General features: G+C 60.4%; 16 protein-coding genes. 11 read left to right on the forward strand and 5 right to left on the reverse strand.

Annotation, left to right across the window (positions count from 1 at the left end):
* Positions 1–5 precede the first annotated feature (5 nt).
* The 8 genes from cobU (at position 6) to CLU80_RS22250 (ending at position 5460) form a co-directional block, all read left to right on the forward strand.
* Positions 6–527: a bifunctional adenosylcobinamide kinase/adenosylcobinamide-phosphate guanylyltransferase gene (gene cobU / locus CLU80_RS22220; RefSeq protein WP_099758403.1), complete on the forward strand. Its 522-nt coding sequence runs from the start codon at positions 6–8 to the stop codon at positions 525–527.
* The gene (gene cobT, locus CLU80_RS22225; RefSeq protein WP_099758404.1) at positions 524–1579 is read left to right on the forward strand and encodes a nicotinate-nucleotide--dimethylbenzimidazole phosphoribosyltransferase; all 1056 of its coding nucleotides are present in this window, start codon (positions 524–526) and stop codon (positions 1577–1579) included. The genes cobU and cobT overlap by 4 nt, the downstream gene beginning before the upstream one ends.
* Positions 1576–2151, forward strand: a complete 576-nt coding sequence (cobC, locus tag CLU80_RS22230) for an alpha-ribazole phosphatase family protein (protein WP_099758405.1) — start codon at positions 1576–1578, stop codon at positions 2149–2151. The genes cobT and cobC overlap by 4 nt, the downstream gene beginning before the upstream one ends.
* A gap of 1 nt (position 2152) precedes the next feature.
* Positions 2153–2884: an adenosylcobinamide-GDP ribazoletransferase gene (locus tag CLU80_RS22235; RefSeq protein WP_099758406.1), complete on the forward strand. Its 732-nt coding sequence runs from the start codon at positions 2153–2155 to the stop codon at positions 2882–2884.
* Positions 2885–3059: 175 nt separating this feature from the next.
* Positions 3060–3464 (forward strand): MarR family winged helix-turn-helix transcriptional regulator, encoded by a 405-nt coding sequence (locus CLU80_RS22240; protein WP_007919794.1) that lies wholly within the window; start codon positions 3060–3062, stop codon positions 3462–3464.
* Positions 3465–3516: 52 nt separating this feature from the next.
* A complete protein-coding gene (locus CLU80_RS22245; RefSeq protein WP_093440060.1) occupies positions 3517–4725 on the forward strand; it encodes an MFS transporter in 1209 nt (402 codons plus the stop codon).
* Positions 4722–4844, forward strand: a complete 123-nt coding sequence (locus tag CLU80_RS30325) for a hypothetical protein (RefSeq protein WP_256573964.1) — start codon at positions 4722–4724, stop codon at positions 4842–4844. The genes CLU80_RS22245 and CLU80_RS30325 overlap by 4 nt, the downstream gene beginning before the upstream one ends.
* A 55-nt stretch (positions 4845–4899) precedes the next feature.
* Complete coding sequence (locus CLU80_RS22250) at positions 4900–5460, forward strand: glutathione peroxidase (RefSeq protein ID WP_093440065.1); 561 nt, start codon at positions 4900–4902, stop codon at positions 5458–5460.
* A 132-nt stretch (positions 5461–5592) separates the two neighbouring features.
* Here CLU80_RS22250 and CLU80_RS22255 read toward each other — a convergent pair whose 3' ends face one another.
* From CLU80_RS22255 to CLU80_RS22265, 3 genes are all read right to left on the reverse strand, one after another.
* Complete coding sequence (locus CLU80_RS22255; protein WP_093440070.1) at positions 5593–6864, reverse strand: OmpP1/FadL family transporter; 1272 nt, start codon at positions 6862–6864, stop codon at positions 5593–5595.
* A 147-nt stretch (positions 6865–7011) separates the two neighbouring features.
* Complete coding sequence (locus tag CLU80_RS22260) at positions 7012–7494, reverse strand: hypothetical protein (protein WP_093440074.1); 483 nt, start codon at positions 7492–7494, stop codon at positions 7012–7014.
* Positions 7495–7768: 274 nt separating this feature from the next.
* On the reverse strand, positions 7769–7993 hold the full coding sequence (locus CLU80_RS22265; protein WP_003214941.1) for a hypothetical protein: 225 nt from the start codon (positions 7991–7993) through the stop codon (positions 7769–7771).
* A gap of 962 nt (positions 7994–8955) precedes the next feature.
* Here CLU80_RS22265 and CLU80_RS22275 point away from each other — a divergent pair.
* Together CLU80_RS22275 and CLU80_RS22280 are read left to right on the forward strand one after the other, a co-directional pair.
* The gene (locus tag CLU80_RS22275) at positions 8956–9279 is read left to right on the forward strand and encodes an SEL1-like repeat protein (protein WP_093440078.1); all 324 of its coding nucleotides are present in this window, start codon (positions 8956–8958) and stop codon (positions 9277–9279) included.
* A gap of 175 nt (positions 9280–9454) precedes the next feature.
* Positions 9455–10819: a DNA recombination protein RmuC gene (locus CLU80_RS22280; RefSeq protein ID WP_163013634.1), complete on the forward strand. Its 1365-nt coding sequence runs from the start codon at positions 9455–9457 to the stop codon at positions 10817–10819.
* Positions 10820–10903: 84 nt separating this feature from the next.
* Here the strand turns inward: CLU80_RS22280 and CLU80_RS22285 are convergent, their stop codons facing one another.
* Together CLU80_RS22285 and CLU80_RS22290 are read right to left on the reverse strand one after the other, a co-directional pair.
* The gene (locus CLU80_RS22285) at positions 10904–14374 is read right to left on the reverse strand and encodes a hybrid sensor histidine kinase/response regulator (RefSeq protein ID WP_099758407.1); all 3471 of its coding nucleotides are present in this window, start codon (positions 14372–14374) and stop codon (positions 10904–10906) included.
* Positions 14375–14596: 222 nt separating this feature from the next.
* Positions 14597–15139 carry a TetR/AcrR family transcriptional regulator gene (locus CLU80_RS22290; protein WP_095119972.1) on the reverse strand — a complete coding sequence of 181 codons (543 nt, stop codon included), beginning with the start codon at positions 15137–15139 and terminating at the stop codon, positions 14597–14599.
* Between the two features lie 91 nt (positions 15140–15230).
* Here CLU80_RS22290 and CLU80_RS22295 point away from each other — a divergent pair, with 91 nt between their 5' ends.
* Positions 15231–16418 (forward strand): MFS transporter, encoded by a 1188-nt coding sequence (locus CLU80_RS22295; protein WP_099758408.1) that lies wholly within the window; start codon positions 15231–15233, stop codon positions 16416–16418.
* The last annotated feature ends 34 nt before the right edge of the window (positions 16419–16452 follow it).

Raw genomic sequence — 16452 nt, forward strand, 5'->3', positions numbered from 1 at the left:
AAACCATGCTCCAACTGATCCTCGGCGGCGCCCGCTCCGGCAAAAGTCGTCTGGCCGAAAAACTCGCCAGCGATAGCGGCCTGGCGGTGACCTATATCGCCACCAGCCAGCCCCTCGATGGCGAGATGAGCGACCGCGTCGCCCACCACCGCGCGCGCCGTCCCGTCGAATGGGCGCTGATCGAAGAGCCGCTCGAATTGGGTCGCGTCCTGCGCGAATCCGCCAGCGCCGAGCGTTGCCTGTTGGTCGATTGCCTGACCCTGTGGCTGACCAATCTGCTGATGCTCGATGACGCCGAACGTCTCGCCGCTGAGCGCGAAGCCCTGCTCGAATGCCTGGCCTTGCTGCCGGGGGAAATCATTTTTGTCAGCAACGAGACCGGAATGGGTGTCGTGCCGCTGGGCGAATTGACTCGCCGCTACGTCGATGAAGCCGGTTGGCTGCATCAAGCTCTGGCTGAGCGCTGTCAGCGTGTTGTCCTGACCGTCGCCGGCCTGCCCCTGACTCTGAAAGGACCTGCGTTATGACTCAAACCTGGTGGCTGAACCCGTGCAAACCGGTCGATCTGAACGTCTTTGAACAAGCGACGGCGCGGCAACAGCAACTGACCAAACCGACAGGTTCGCTGGGGCGTCTGGAATCGGTTGCGGTGCAACTGGCCGGTCTGCAAGGCCAGGTCAAACCGACGCTCTCGCAAGTGTGGATCGCGATTTTTGCCGGTGATCACGGCGTGGTCGCTGAAGGTGTTTCGGCGTTCCCGCAGGAAGTCACCGGGCAGATGTTGCTCAACTTTGTCAGCGGCGGTGCGGCGATCAGTGTGTTGGCGCAGCAGCTCGGTGCGCAGCTGGAAGTGGTTGATCTGGGCACGGTGAATCCAGCGCTGAACCTGGCGGGTGTGCGCCACTTGAATATCGGCCCGGGCACGGCCAACTTCGTGCGGGGCGCGGCGATGACTCAGGCTCAAGGCGAGCTGGCGTTGCAGGCCGGTCGCGACAGTCTGCTGCGGGCGAAAACCGCAGGCGCACAGTTGTTCATCGGTGGCGAAATGGGCATCGGCAACACCACCGCCGCCAGCGCCTTGGCCTGTGCCTTGCTCGATTGCCCGGTGGCACATCTGACCGGTCCCGGCACCGGGCTGAATGCCGAAGGTGTCAGCCATAAAGCGCAAGTAATCGAGCGCGCATTGGCGTTGCACGCCGCGCAACGTGGCGATGCCTTGCAGACCCTGTTCAATCTTGGTGGTTTTGAAATCGCGGCGCTGGTCGGCGCGTATCTGGCGGCGGCTCAAGAAGGCGTTGCAGTATTGGTCGACGGCTTTATCTGCACGGTCGCTGCGCTGGTTGCGGTGCGCTTGAATCCGGACTGCCGCGAGTGGTTATTGTTCGGTCACCGGGGCGCCGAGCCGGGTCATCGCCATGTGCTGGAAACGCTGAAAGCTGAGCCGTTGCTGGAACTCGGTCTGCGTCTGGGTGAGGGCAGTGGCGCCGCGTTGGCGGTGCCGCTGTTGCGTCTTGCCTGCGATCTGCACGGGCAGATGGCGACGTTCGCCGAAGCGGCGGTGGCGGATCGTCCGGCATGACGCTGCAACTGGATCTGTTGCGTCATGGTGAAACTGAACTCGGCGGTGGTTTGCGCGGCAGCCTCGACGATGCGCTGACCGAACAGGGTTGGGCGCAGATGCGTGCGGCGGTAGTCGAAGGCGGGCCGTGGCAGCGGATTGTCAGTTCGCCGTTGCAGCGTTGTGCGCGCTTCGCCGCCGAGCTGGGCGAACAGCTGAGTCTTCCGGTGCAGCTGGACGAGGATCTGCAGGAGCTGCATTTCGGCGCATGGGAAGGGCAGAGCGCAGCGGCGTTGATGGAAACGGACGCCGAGGCCTTAGGGCTGTTCTGGGCTGATCCGTATTCCTTTACGCCACCGCAAGGTGAGCCGGTCAGCGCGTTTGCGGCTCGGGTGTTGGCAGCGGTTGCGCACCTGCACACTGCATACGCCGGGAAGCGGATTTTGCTGATCAGTCATGGCGGCGTGATGCGTCTGCTGTTGGCGCAAGCGCGAGGGTTGCCACGCGAACAACTGCTCAATGTCGAGGTCGGGCATGGCGCAATGTTTGCGCTGACGGTCGAGGTTGACGGTTCACTCAAGGAAGGTCACTGACATGTTGCCGCTGTGGATCGCCCTGCAATTTCTCAGCAGCCTGCCGATTCGCCTGTCGGGGATGCCCGAGCCGGAACAGCTTGGGCGATCGTTGCTGTTTTATCCGCTGGTGGGGCTGTTGTTCGGGCTGATCCTGTGGGTGCTGAATCTTGCCTTGAGCGGCGCGCCGTTGCTGCTGCATGCGGCGTTGCTGCTGACGGTTTGGGTACTGCTCAGCGGCGCACTTCACCTGGATGGTCTGGCCGACAGCGCTGATGCCTGGCTCGGTGGTTTTGGTGATCGCGAGCGTACGTTGACGATCATGAAAGACCCGCGCAGCGGGCCGATTGCGGTAGTGACGCTGGTGCTGGTGTTGCTGCTCAAGTTTGCTGCACTGCTGGCGCTGATCGAGCAAGGGCATGGGCTGGTGTTGATCATTGTGCCGCTGCTCGGGCGGGCGGCGCTGTTGGGGTTGTTTCTGACGACGCCGTATGTACGTGCGGGTGGGTTGGGGCAGGCGTTGGCGGATCATTTGCCGCGCAAGGCCGGGTGGCGGGTACTGGGCTTGAGTGCGCTGGGCTGCGTGTTGATCGCCGGGTTTGGCGCCGTTGTTGCGTTGGTGATTTCGGTCGTTGTGTTTGTCTGGCTGCGGCAAGTGATGATGCGGCGGTTGGGCGGGACGACGGGCGATACGGCGGGGGCGTTGCTGGAATTGCTGGAGATGGTGGTGTTGGTTGGATTGGTTTTGATCTGACAGTTTTGGATTGTCTGTGCTGGCCTCTTCGCGAGCAGGCTCGCTCCCACAGGGGATCGCATTGCAAATGTCGGAGTGAGCCTGCTCGCGAAGGCGGTTTGTCAGGCAGCACAAATGTTATGGGTAAACTCATCTGTAACTTGATTTAACATAGTCGCGGGTATATACACGCATCATGCTTCCTTCTCAGTGTTTGTGCACCAACCTGCGTCGCGCCGCTCGTGGCGTCAGCAGGCATTACGACGGCGCTCTCGACGGCTTCGGGATCAACGTTGCCCAGTATTCTTTGCTGTGCAATCTGCAGCGTCTGGATCAACCGAGCATTTCCGAACTCGCCGAGGCGATGGGCCTGGATCGCAGCACCCTCGGGCGCAATCTGCGGGTGCTGGAAGGTGAGGGGCTGGTGGCGCTGGCCGAAGGCGAGGACATGCGCAACCGCATCGTCAAACTCACCGAGACCGGCGTGCAACGCCTGGCAGCGGCACTGCCGGCCTGGGAAGCAGCGCAGCAGCGGTTGATCGACCGACTGGGCGCCGAGAAGCGTGAAACCTTGCTCAGATTGCTGGATGAACTGGCCTGAGGCCGGTTTTTCCAAACTCAAGCGGGTATATACCCGCAAGCGGAGAATAACAATGACATCGATGTGGCGTACGTGCGGTTGGGTGTTGCTGGGGAGTGCGCTGATCCTGGCGTTGTCATTGGGCGTGCGGCACGGCTTCGGGTTGTTTCTGTCACCGATGAGCGCTCAGTTCGGCTGGGGGAGAGAGGTGTTCGCCTTCGCCATTGCCTTGCAGAATTTGATCTGGGGCCTGGCGCAACCGTTTACCGGTGCATTGGCTGACCGCTTCGGCGCGGCAAAAGTGGTGCTCGTCGGTGGGGTGCTCTACGCGGTGGGTCTGGTGTGCATGGGCCTGTCTGATTCGGCGGTAACGCTATCACTGAGCGCCGGCCTGCTGATCGGCATTGGTCTGTCCGGCACCTCGTTCTCGGTGATCCTCGGCGTCGTCGGCCGCGCGGTGCCGCCGGAAAAACGCAGCATGGGCATGGGTATCGCCAGCGCCGCCGGTTCTTTCGGCCAGTTCGCCATGTTGCCGGGTACCCTCGGCTTGATTGGCTGGCTCGGCTGGTCGGCGGCGTTGTTGGTATTGGGCTTGCTGGTGGCGCTGATCGTGCCGCTGGTGAGCATGCTCAAGGACAAGCCGTTGCCGGTGCTCGGCCATGAACAAACCCTGTCCGAAGCGTTGCGCGAAGCTTGCTCGCATTCCGGGTTCTGGCTGCTGGCGTTTGGTTTTTTCGTTTGCGGTTTTCAGGTGGTGTTCATTGGTGTGCACTTGCCGGCCTATCTGGTCGATCAGCATCTGCCGGCCAGTGTCGGCACCACGGTGCTGGCGTTGATCGGGCTGTTCAATATCTTCGGCACCTACACCGCCGGCTGGCTCGGCGGACGCATGTCCAAGCCGCGCTTGCTCACCGCGTTGTATCTGCTGCGCGCAGTGGTGATCGTGTTGTTCCTGTGGCTGCCGGTGACGACCACGTCGGCGTACCTGTTTGGCATGGCCATGGGTTTCCTGTGGCTGTCGACGGTGCCGTTGACCAACGGTACGGTGGCGACCTTGTTCGGGGTGCGAAACCTGTCCATGCTCGGTGGCATCGTGTTCCTCTTCCATCAGTTGGGATCGTTCCTTGGCGGCTGGCTGGGCGGGGTGGTGTATGACCGAACCGGGAGTTATGACTTGATCTGGCAAGTGGCGGTTCTGCTGAGCCTGCTGGCAGCCGCGCTGAACTGGCCGGTGCGTGAGCGTCCGGTCGCACGCCTGCAAGCCGCAGCGAGCGCTGCATGAGCCGATTCTGGCGACGATTGGCCATCACGGCACTCGGCGCCGCTGTGCTGGCGCTGGTGTGGTGGGGCTGGCAGCAGGGCGGTCTGGCCTTGATGCAGTTGGGCATGAGCATTTGCTAGAAGCGGGCATGACGAGTAACGTCGAATCCTGAACGACTGCTCAAGGATGCTCGACATGCTGATGCGCTGGTGTGCTGTTCCCGCGTTGCTGATGGCGTTGACTGGTCTGGCCCAGGCTGCCGACTGTCCCGAATTGCTGCAAGGCTCGCTACCCAAGTTGCGAGCCAAGGAATCCATTGATCTGTGCCAGCAATACGCCGACAAGCCGCTGGTGGTGGTCAACACTGCCAGTTTCTGCGGTTTTGCGCCGCAGTTCGAAGGTCTTGAGGCGCTGCATAAGCGCTACGAAGGGCAAGGTTTGCAAATGCTCGGGGTGCCTTCCAACGACTTCAAACAGGAGTCCAAGGACAGCGCCGAGACTGCCAAGGTCTGCTACGCCAACTATGGCGTGACGTTCAATATGACCGAGCCACAAAAGGTTCGTGGTGATGACGCTACGCATCTGTTCCAGATATTGGCGGCACAGAGCAGCGCGCCGAAATGGAATTTCTATAAATATGTGGTTGATCGCCAAGGCAAGGTGATCGCCAATTTTTCCAGTCTGACCAAGCCGGATGATCCGGAGTTTATTGCTGCGATCGAGAAGGCTATCGCCTCGAAACCGCTGAAACCTTAGCGCTGTTTTTTGTGGGAGCGAGCCTGGGAAGTGTGTTGTGGTGGTGAGTAAACTCAAGGCAATAAAAAGCCCCGCTTTCTGCAAAGAGAGCGGGGCTTTTTTGTCGGCGAGGGTTAGCCTCGCCGTGCAGCATCAGAAGCGGTAGGTCGCGCCGACACCGAAACCGTTTGCCGAGTTTTCATACTTGGCGTCGTAGGTCTGACCACGATCGTTTTCGTTGCGGATCTTCACCGACTCTTCCTTCAGGTACGAGTAGGCAACGTCGATGGTCAGGTCTTCAGTCGGGCTCCAGCCGGCACCGATGCTGAAGATGGTCCGGTCGCCGGTCGGGATGCGTGGCGAACGGTCGACGTTGTTGGTCGGCGACTGGTCGAAGGTCAGACCGGTACGCAGTACCCATTCCTTGTTCAACTGATACGAAGTACCCACGGCGTACGCCCAGGAGTCGTGCCAGTTCTGGTCTTCGGTGATCTCACCGAACTGACCGGCGAGCAAAGGCTGCACACCAGAGTTCTTGACGGTGATTTTTTCCAGCTGGCTCCAGCGGGTCCAGGTCGAACCGGCATACACGTTCCAGCGATCGTTGATCGCCTGGGTGACCGAGAAGTCGATGGATTCAGGCGTGGTGATCTTCAGCGAAGCATCGTACTTCTGGTTGGCGCCCAGACCGATCGCACCGAGCACACCGTAGTTGACCTTGGTGTTGCCTTCGAGCTTGTAGTCGACTTTCGAGTGGTAAGTCAGACCCAGACGCGTGGTGTCAGTGGCTTGTACCAGCACACCGATGTTGTAGCCCAGCGCGGTGTCGTCACCCTTGATCTTGACCTTGCCGTCCGGGAACGCCGGAGAGATCGACAGGTTGGATTCCAGCGTGCCGTCGATGCGGTTGATGGTCGGACCGAAACCGATCGACACCTTGTCGTTGAAGGCGTAGCTGACAGTTGGCTGGAAAGTGATGACTTGTACTTCGGACTTGCTGCCGAAGTAGCGGCCGGCAAAGTTGTTTTCATAGTCGGTAATCAGGCCGAACGGCACGTAGACGCCGAGGCCGAATGCCCAGTGATCATCGATCGGTTTGACGTAGAAGCCCATAGGTACGGAGGTGAAGGGCACCATGTCGCCTTTGTTGCTGCCACGGTTAGGGCTGGAGCTGGCGTCGCTGATATCGGTTTTTGCATCGAGGAATGCAACACCGCCAGTGACTTGTTCGCGCTTGAGGCGCGACATGCCGGCAGGGTTGCCATAAACAGTGCTTGCGTCGTCGGCAGAAGAAGATCGTCCAGCGTAACCGGTGCCCATCCCGCTGATACTGTGTTCGTTGATGGCAAAGCCAGCTGCGAAGATCTGGGTGGATGCCATGGTAACGGCGAGGCTAAGGGTGGTTTTGAGCATGACTTTTTTCATTATTAGAACTCCTGATGATCACCGGGGCGAAAATTACCAACATTTTCGTCCCAGCGCTATAGTCCGTATGCCTTGAGTTAGAGCGGTTTTGTAGGACAATCCGACCAGATTCGCGACCTGTTGGCCGATCTTCTGAAACCGGACGGATCAGCAAGCGATCTGATTCACCGTTGAAACACAGGTGTGCCAGGCGTAAGTAAAGTCACGCAGACGACCTTGGGGTTGAAAGGTCTGACGCCAGATACGCGCCATTCCCAGCAAATCGTTGGAGTCGGGGAGGGTGGGGTTTTGTTCTTCTACCAGCAACCAGGCAATGGCTGTGGCGTAGCGCAGATTGACCGTCAGTTCCAGGTGCGGGCCGGTCAGAAAAGCATGCTGACTGGCGAGGCCGCGAACCAGGCTGGCACGTTCCGGATCGAGCGCCAGATAATCATCCCAAAGTGCCTGGTGGCGATGCTCGGCGATACGGTAGAGACCGTGGCCACGGCGGTCATGCAGGGCGGAACCCAGGGCAGACTGGCTGGCGGCGATGCCCAGCAGGAGAGATTCGGCGGTCGCGCTGTGGCGTCCCAGATAAATCAGCGTAGGACGGATCACGTAGCGGCACAGTTCGCTGGCAGCGATACCCATAAAACCCTCGGTTCTTGTTATTAATGGCGAGTCCTGAAGGGGGGCTTGGCAGCTATGGATCGGTTCAGGCTCGCCGCAAGCGGATCATGCCGCTTGAGTTGAAGTGTAGTGTCATATTCACGACGTAAAGGACTGTTTTTAAAATATTTCCCGCTGCGGGGAATATCCGTTATATCCGATGGTGCTTAGCCGCTGAGGGGTAAAAGCGAAACATCAGGCAATAAAAAGCCCCGCATTGTGTGCGGGGCTTTTGCTTTTGCAGCCTTTTCGGCTCTCAGGCAACCAGTGCCTGACGGGTACGATCGATCACGGCCTGCAGCGGTTCAGCGCTGGAGTACTGATCGGGGTACAGACGCTCGCTGTGGCGGGCGATACCGTGTTCGTTGACCAGTGTGAAGCTGAAGCAGCCTTTGCGAGCGGCCATGATCAGGCAGTTCATTGGTGCAAAAGCGTTGGTTAGGGTGCGAATGGCATCCTGAGTATGGATTTGAGTAGACATAGTTATTAGGTGTTCCTACAAATGACACGGATAAGAACCGTGCAACGTTAAAACGTTCCAGTAACGTCGACCACCATTGGTCGAACGAAGAACCCGACTGGAACAAAGCAGCCAGTTTGAAGCGCTATTAAGTTGGCGCGCTTGGGCTGGCAGGTAGGTACTTAGGAGGGCAGGCATCACAACGAGGGCAAAGGTTCTGGGCCCGGGGTGAAGATCCTGATCAATTTGCAGGTTGGTTCGGTCAGAGTAAGTGTTCTTCGCAACACCCTTCACGTCATTGGAAGGCTGTGTTGTCGCAAGATTTACCTGGAAACCATCGAGGGGTCGTTCCCGCTTTTTTCGGTAGGGCTTCTTGGAAGAAGGCAGACCGTGGGGATGTGTTCGACCGGAATTGACTTTCAGCTTGGTACTAACGCCGCGGATACTAACGGATCGAAACGGGTAAAGCAAACTTCGAGTAGAAAAACATTGCAGAGGCCGATTGAGTCTGCTTTGGGGGGCGCAGAATTGCCCGCATTTGGCGCAGCGCTTGACCGTCGGTCGGTGAAGATTTGTTCATCAAGCCGCGTGCCAGGCCGGTTTATCCCCAGACCGGTTAGCAAAACGACCCGAAAAAGCGCATCGATATAACCGGGTAACAGGTACTTGTGCACATTAGTTGCGCAAGCTGTAACGGCACTGTCATACCAATCCTGACTCCACTGGCTGCCTGCATCGAAAGTTTAAGTCAATGAAAAACATCGCTTTTTTTTGTTGGTGAAAAAATCGTCAGTTTGACTGCGAGCCCCATTCCATAAGGCTTTGCGGCGGTTGGAGGGCGGTTGTCCACTGAGTTATCCACAGCTTCTGTGGATTGTCCCGAGCGCTTGCTCTAGGACGGGCGTGCCGGGTTGTTTTTCGACTTTACCTGTAAGAAAAAGAGAGTAGAGTGGCGCGCCTTCCGATTCGTCCCACAGTGCTTTATGAAGTTTCGCTCAGTATCAGACTCTGTTACCTCACAACCTTCTCCTGTTACCCCGCCCAAGCGATTTTCCGTTCGCGTCGCAGAATGGCTGCTCGACAGCCCGCGCCTGAGCGACAGTCATAATGCCAAGCACATCGCAGGGCGCCTGCTCAAACAACCGGCGCGTGAAGGCGTGGTGGCTGCGCAAAGCCGTCTCGGTCAGTTGATGTGCCGTGAGTGCGGTAACGCCCGGGATCGTCGCATCGGTCAGGATCTGCTGCGTCAGGCCGCTCGTGCCGGTGACCGTCGTGCGCAACAGGAACTCGGTCTGCTCGAAGACTGAGCTGTCCAAGACCTGACACCTTGGTTAACCTTCAGGCTTTATAAGATCGGCGGGAGTGGCTATGGCGATGGACTTGACCAGCGTATTGCTGGGGCTTGCAGGGGCGGGATTGCCACTGCTGGCGCTGGCCTGGCAACTGCAACGCCGGGCGAGTAACGGCCAGGCCGAGGTCGCCTTGCTCGAAGAGCGGCTGGCCATGGCGCAACTGGCGCAGGACGGACTCAACGCGCAGCTCGACGCCAGTCGCGATGAAGTCGCCGATCTCGGCCAGGCCAACGCCGCCAAGCAAGCTGATCTGGCAGCGCTGCGCCGGGAAGTCGAGCTGCTGCAGATCGAGCGTGATGACGCCCGCGATGCCTCCCACGCCTGGAACCTTGAGCGCGCGAACAAGGAAGCTGAGCTGCGCCGCCTCGACGCACAAGCCGCTTCGCTGAACGCCGAACTGCGCGAGCAACAGGAAAGCCACCAGCAACGCCTCAACGACCTGCAAGGCTCGCGCGATGAACTGCGTGCGCAGTTTGCCGAACTGGCCGGGAAGATCTTCGATGAGCGCGAGCAGCGCTTTGCCGAGACCAGTCAGCAGCGGCTCGGGCAGTTGCTTGATCCGCTCAAGGAGCGCATCCAGTCCTTCGAAAAACGGGTGGAAGAAAGTTATCAGGCCGAGGCCCGCGAGCGCTTCTCCCTGGCCAAGGAACTGGAACGCTTGCAGGCGCTCAATCTGCGCCTGAGCGACGAAGCCACCAACCTCACCCGCGCCCTCAAAGGCCAGAAAACCCAAGGCAACTGGGGCGAGCTGATTCTTGAGCGCGTGCTCGAACACGCCGGTCTGGAGAAGGGCCGCGAATACCAGACCCAGGTCAACCTCAAAGGCCCGGATGGCGAGCGCTTCCAGCCTGACGTGATCATTTACCTGCCCGGCGACAAGCAAGTCGTGGTGGACTCCAAGGTGAGTCTCACCGCCTATCAGCAGTACGTTGCAGCCGACGACGACAGCCTCGGGCAGATCGCGATCAAGCAGCATGTATTGTCGTTGCGCAATCACGTCAAAGGCCTGGCCGGCAAGGATTACAAACGTCTTGAAGGCCTGCACAGCCTCGATTTCGTTTTGCTGTTCGTGCCGATCGAGGCCGCATTTTCGGCAGCCTTGCAGGCTGAGCCATCGCTGTTTCAGGAAGCCTTCGACCGCAACATCGTCATCGTCAGCCCGACCACCTTGTTGGCGACGTTGCGGGTGATTGACAGTCTGTGGAAGCAGGAGCGCCAGAGCCAGAACGCCCGGGAAATCGCCGAGCGCGCCGGGTGGCTGTACGACAAGTTCGTGCTGTTCATTCAGGATCTGGATGAGGTCGGCAATCGCCTGCAGCAGTTGGACAAAGCCTACAGCTCAGCGCGCAACAAGCTGACAGAAGGACGCGGTAATCTGGTCAGTCGCAGTGAGCAGCTGAAATTGCTCGGCGCCCGGGCGAGCAAGAGCTTGCCGGCGGATTTGCTGGAGCGGGCGATGACCGATGTCGATGGTCTCGTCGAACTCCCTGAATAAAGATCAAAAGATCGCAGCCTCCGGCAGCTCCCACAGGATGTACGCCATACCAATGCAGGAGCCGGAGGCTGCGATTTTTTGCTTCTACAGCGGTAAATACCGACTCAACAACGCCCGCAACGCCGCCGGCTTCACCGGTTTGGCCAGATAATCCAGCCCCGCCGCATGCACCTGGGCGACCATCTCCGGTCGCCCGTCAGCGCTGATCACCACCCCCGGCACCGGCTCACCCAGGCTCGTGCGCAACCACGCCATCAGCTCAGTGCCGGTATCGCCGTGGTCAAGGTGATAGTCGACCAACGCCAGTTGCGGTCGCACGCCGTCATTTAACAGTGCTGCACATTCTTCGCGATTGCGCGCTGTCCACACCTGACATCCCCAGCGACTGAGCAGGCTGTTCATGCCGATCAGAATGCTGTCTTCATTGTCGATGCACAGCACCCGCGCGCCGCTTGGCAACCTGCCATTCATTTCGGCTGCAGCGCTTGCCGGTTGGGCCTGCGAGTGAGTGAGCGGCACGCTGACGCTGAACACACTGCCGCGACCCGGCCACGAGCGCACCCGCAAGGTGTGACCGAGCACCCGGCACAAACCATCGGCAATTGCCAAACCCAGGCCGAGGCCTTTTTCAGCGCGGGTCTGATGACTGTCGAGGCGTTTGAACTCTTCGAAAATCACTTGCTGTTTATCTTCCGGAATCCCCGGCCCGCGATCCCACACCTCCAGACACAATTCGCCGCCGCGCCGCCGCACGCCCAGCAGCACCGGGCCTTTGGCGTAGCGGAAAGCGTTAGTCAGGAAGTTCTGCAAAATGCGCCGCAGCAATTTGATGTCGCTGTCGATGCGCAGATGGCTGCCGCGCACCCGGAACTTCAAACCCTTTTCCTGCGCCAGTGCCTTGAATTCCGCGCCGAGCGTGTCAAACAGTTCATTGACCGCAAACGCCTTGCGATCGGGGTTGATCTTGCCGTTTTCCAAGCGAGAAATATCCAGCAGATCGCTGATCAGGTCCTCGGCCGAACGCAGTGAGCTGTCGAGGTGCTGCACCAGTTTCTGCGCCTCGCTGCTCAAGCCATCGTCCTGATGGGAGAGGGCGGCGGAGAACAGCCGAGCGGCGTTCAGTGGTTGCATCAAGTCATGGCTGACCGCCGCGAGAAAGCGGGTTTTCGACTGATTGGCGGCTTCGGCGGTGCCCTTCGCCTCGGTCAGCGCGACGTTGAGTTGCGACAGTTCCTGAGTGCGTTCGCTGACCCGTTGTTCCAGCCCTTCATTGGCTTCGGTGAGTGCCTGCTCGGCTTCGCGGAACGCGGTGATGTCGGTGAAACTCATGACGAAACCGCCCCCCGGCATCGGGTTGCCGATCAGCTCGATCACTCGGCCGTTGGGGAACAGCCGTTCAGAGGTGTGCGCGCGGCCCTGACGCATCCAGTGCAAGCGGCGGGCAACGTGGACTTCCGCTTCGCCGGGGCCGCACAGGCCGCGCTCGGCGTTGTAGCGAATGATGTCAGCAATCGGCCGACCGACGCTGATCAAGCCGTCGGGGTAGTTGAACAGCTCCAGATAACGACGGTTCCAGGCCACCAGTTTCAGTGACTGGTCGACCACGCTGATGCCTTGGGTGATGTTCTCGATCGCACCCTGCAGCAAGGCACGGTTGAACTGCAGCACCTCGGAGGCTTCGTCGGCGATGCGCACGACGTCCTCCAGCTGCATTTCCCGACCTTCGATGGCGGCTTTTACCACTGCGCGCGTCGACGAAGCGCCGAGTACACCGGCCAGCAACCGCTCGGTATGGGCGATCCACTCGCCGTCGGCATTCTGGTTGGGGTTGAAGCCTTTGCCCTGGCGATAGGCGAAGCGAATGAAGCTCTGGCGCGCACGTTCCTCACCGACAAAACGCGCGGCCAATTGCAGCAAGTCGTCGATTTGCACCGCCAGCATCGAGCGTGCGCTCGGCCGCGCACTGATCTCCTGACCGATGAAACGTCCGGCCTGCCAGTGTTCCGATACGCGGGTACGCGACAGCACCGAAACCCAAGCGAACAGGGTGAAGTTGCCGGCCAGCGACAGCACTACGCCTTGGGTCAGCGGGCTAATCGGCAGGTTCAGCGGATTGCTGTGCAACCATGCCAGCCCTGGAAAACTGCTTAACGACCAGCCGAGGCTGTGCGCGGCGATCGGCAGGATCAAGGTGTAGAACCACAGGAAAGTACCGGCGGCCAAACCGGCGAAAACGCCGCGCCGGTTGGCCTGTTTCCAGTACAGCGCGCCGAGCATGGCGGGCGCCAGTTGAGTCACGGCGGCGAACGCGATCTGCCCGATGGTCGCCAGGCTTGCCGTCGAGCCGAGCAAGCGGTAGCTGACATAGGCGAGCAACAGAATCACCACGATGCTGACGCGGCGTACCGAGAGCATCCATTGGCGGAACACCTCGAACGGGCGCTCGGCGTTGTTGCGCCGCAGCAACCACGGCAACAGCATGTCGTTGGACACCATGGTCGACAACGCCACGCTGGCGACAATCACCATGCCGGTCGCCGCCGACGCGCCACCGATAAACGCCAGCATCGCCAGCGCCGGATGGGCCTGCGCCAGTGGCAGGCTGATCACGAAGGAGTCGGGCAGTACATCGCGTGGCAACAGCATCTGACCAGCGAGCGCGATCGGCACGACAAACAGCGCGGCCAACGCCAGATAAGCGGGAAACACCCATTTGGCCAGCCGCAGATCCTGCGGATCGATGTTCTCCACCACCGTCACGTGGAACTGCCGTGGCAGGCAAATGATCGCCATCATCGCCACGCCGGTCTGCACCACCATCGACGGCCAGTTAATGGTTTCTTTCCAGTATTCCCCAAGACGCGGGGCGAGCATGGCCTGATTGAACAGATCATCAAAGCCGTCGTAAAGGCCATAGGTGACGAAGGCGCCGACGGCGAGAAAGGCGAACAGTTTGACCAGCGATTCGAAGGCAATCGCCAACACCATGCCACGGTGGTGCTCGGTGGCGTCGAGGTTGCGTGTGCCGAAGACGATGGTGAACAGCGCCAGCACCAGCGACACGATCAGCGCGGTGTCCTGGGCGCGGGTGCCCATGGCGTCGGCACCGGCGCCGATCAGCAGGTTCACGCCGAGGACGATGCCTTTGAGTTGCAGGGCGATGTAGGGGAGGACGCCGACCAGACAGATCAGCGCGACGACCACCGCCAGCGATTGCGATTTGCCGTAGCGCGCGGCGATAAAGTCAGCGATGGAGGTGATGTTCTCCTGTTTGCTGATCATCACCATTTTCTGCAGGACCCACGGCGCGCCGACCAGCAGCAGGATCGGCCCGAGGTAAATCGGCAGGAATGACCACAATTGCTCGGCGGCTTGACCGACAGCGCCGAAGAACGTCCAGCTGGTGCAATAAACCGCCAGCGACAGGCTGTACACCCAGGCACGCACGCGCGGCGGCAACGGCGCGCTGCGGCGGTCGCCGTAGAAGGCGATGGCGAACATGATGGCCATATAGGCCAGGGCGACGGCGGCGATCAGCCCGGTGGACAGCGACATGCAACACTCCCGACAAAAGACTCCCCGGCACTCCTGCCCGGGCGGACAGTCTCGCATGCGCGGGGCGGTTAGTCAGTGTCGACCAAGGTCGTGGCGTGGTGGGGTGTCGCAGGCGGGGAACCCCTCGGTTTCTGGGGTGATCGGGTGGGCCCCTTCGCGAGCAGGCTCGCTCCCATATTTGCGATGCATTCCACTGTGGGAGCGAGCCTGCTCGCGAAGGCGTCAGTCCTGACGCAGCGCAATATCGATCAGCCGATGCAGTTCATCCACCTCCAGCGCCGCCGCCGAAAACAGAATCCGGAACACCACCGGCGCAACCACCAGATTGATCAACCGATCAACACTCGGCGCCGCCTCATCGGGATGTCGCGCGATGATCGTCTGCAACTGCGCGCCAATGATCGTCACGCAATACCCCGGCGTAGCGCTCGCCTGCACGTCGCGCATCATGTTGCGCCCAGGCTCCGAACTCATCTCGTCGAGATATTGCTCGGCCCACGCACGAATATCACTGCGCAAGCTGCCGGTTTGCGCCGGTTCGCTGTCCGGACGCATGCGGGCGAGGGCGACGTCGGCCAACAATGCCGACAGGTCACCCCAGCGCCGGTAAATCGTCGACGGTGTAACGCCTGCCCGCGCGGCGATCTGCGGGACGGTCACGCTCGAGCGCTCCTGTTCTTGCAGGAGCGCACGGACTGCCGAATGAATTGCATCTTGCACCCGGGCACTGCGGCCGCCGGGGCGTAAACCTTCTTTAATAGCCATGCGGCAGACCTTAACACAAAGAATTTGCTTTAAGCGCAAGGCAGTAGCACACTCCGCAAAAGCAAAAAATTAGCTTTTGCGGAGTGTGCCCATGACCAGCCTTGCTTCCAATCGATCCAGCCTGTGGTTTCTGGCGATTACTTTACTGAGTTTTCTCGCAGCATCCACGGCGCCAACGCCGCTGTATCACCTGTATCAGGATCAGCTGCACTTCTCGGCAACCATGCTGACGCTGATCTTCGGCGTTTATGCGCTCAGTCTGTTGGCGGCGCTATTAACTGTCGGCTCGCTTTCCGATCACCTGGGACGCAAACCGGTGATCTTCGCCGCCGTGCTGCTCAACGCGTTGGCGATGCTGCTGTTTATCTACGCCGACAGCGTGGCGTGGCTGATCAGCGCGCGTGTTCTGCAAGGATTTGCCACCGGCATGGCCACCGCTGTTTTAAGCGCGACCCTGCTCGACGCCGATCGTCAGCAGGGGCCGTTGATCAACAGTGTCGCGCCGTTGCTCGGCATGGCCTTGGGCGGCATGGGTTGTGGTTTGCTGGCGGAGTTTGCGCCGGCACCGTTGCAACTGACCTACTGGCTGCTGCTCGCGCTGTTTGTGTTGCAGGGCCTTTATGTCTGGCACTTACCGGAAAGCGTCACTCCGCAAGCCGGGGCGTGGGCCTCGTTGCGGCCGACACTGCACGTGCCGACTCAAGCGCGGGCCACCTTGTGGCGCGTGTTGCCACTGAACACGGCAACCTGGGCGCTCGGCGGCTTTTATGCATCGCTGGCACCGTCATTGGTGCGCACCGCCACTGGCTCGGACTCGAATCTGATCGGCGGCGCCACCGTTGCGGCCCTGACGGTGACTGGTGCGCTGATGATTTTCACGATGCGCAATCGTCCTGCCGTCCGGGCCTTGCAGTTGGGCGCGAGCCTGCTGCCGATCGGTCTGGTATTGATTCTGCTGGGCGTGCACAGCGCCAGCCTGTCGCTGTTTTTCCTCGGCACGCTGGTGGCCGGTTGCGGCTTTGGCTCGGGATTCCTCGGCGCCGTGCGCAGCCTGGTGCCGCTGGCCTTGCCCCATGAGCGGGCAGGATTGATGGCGGCCTATTACGTGCTCAGTTATCTGGCGTTCTGCCTGCCGGCGTTGCTCGCCGGGCACTTGTCGCGTAGCTACGGTTTGCTGGCAACCACCGATGGTTACGGGGTGGTGTTGATCGTGTTGGCCATTGGCGCGCTGCTGCTCAGCCTGCGCCCAGCCGCAGCCAAAGTGTGCCGCGCTCCATAACCCCCTCTATTTCGGTTAGCCTTGCCCAGCCTTC

This window comes from Pseudomonas sp. 29 (assembly GCF_002754355.1).
Taxonomy (GTDB): domain Bacteria; phylum Pseudomonadota; class Gammaproteobacteria; order Pseudomonadales; family Pseudomonadaceae; genus Aquipseudomonas; species Aquipseudomonas neuropathica.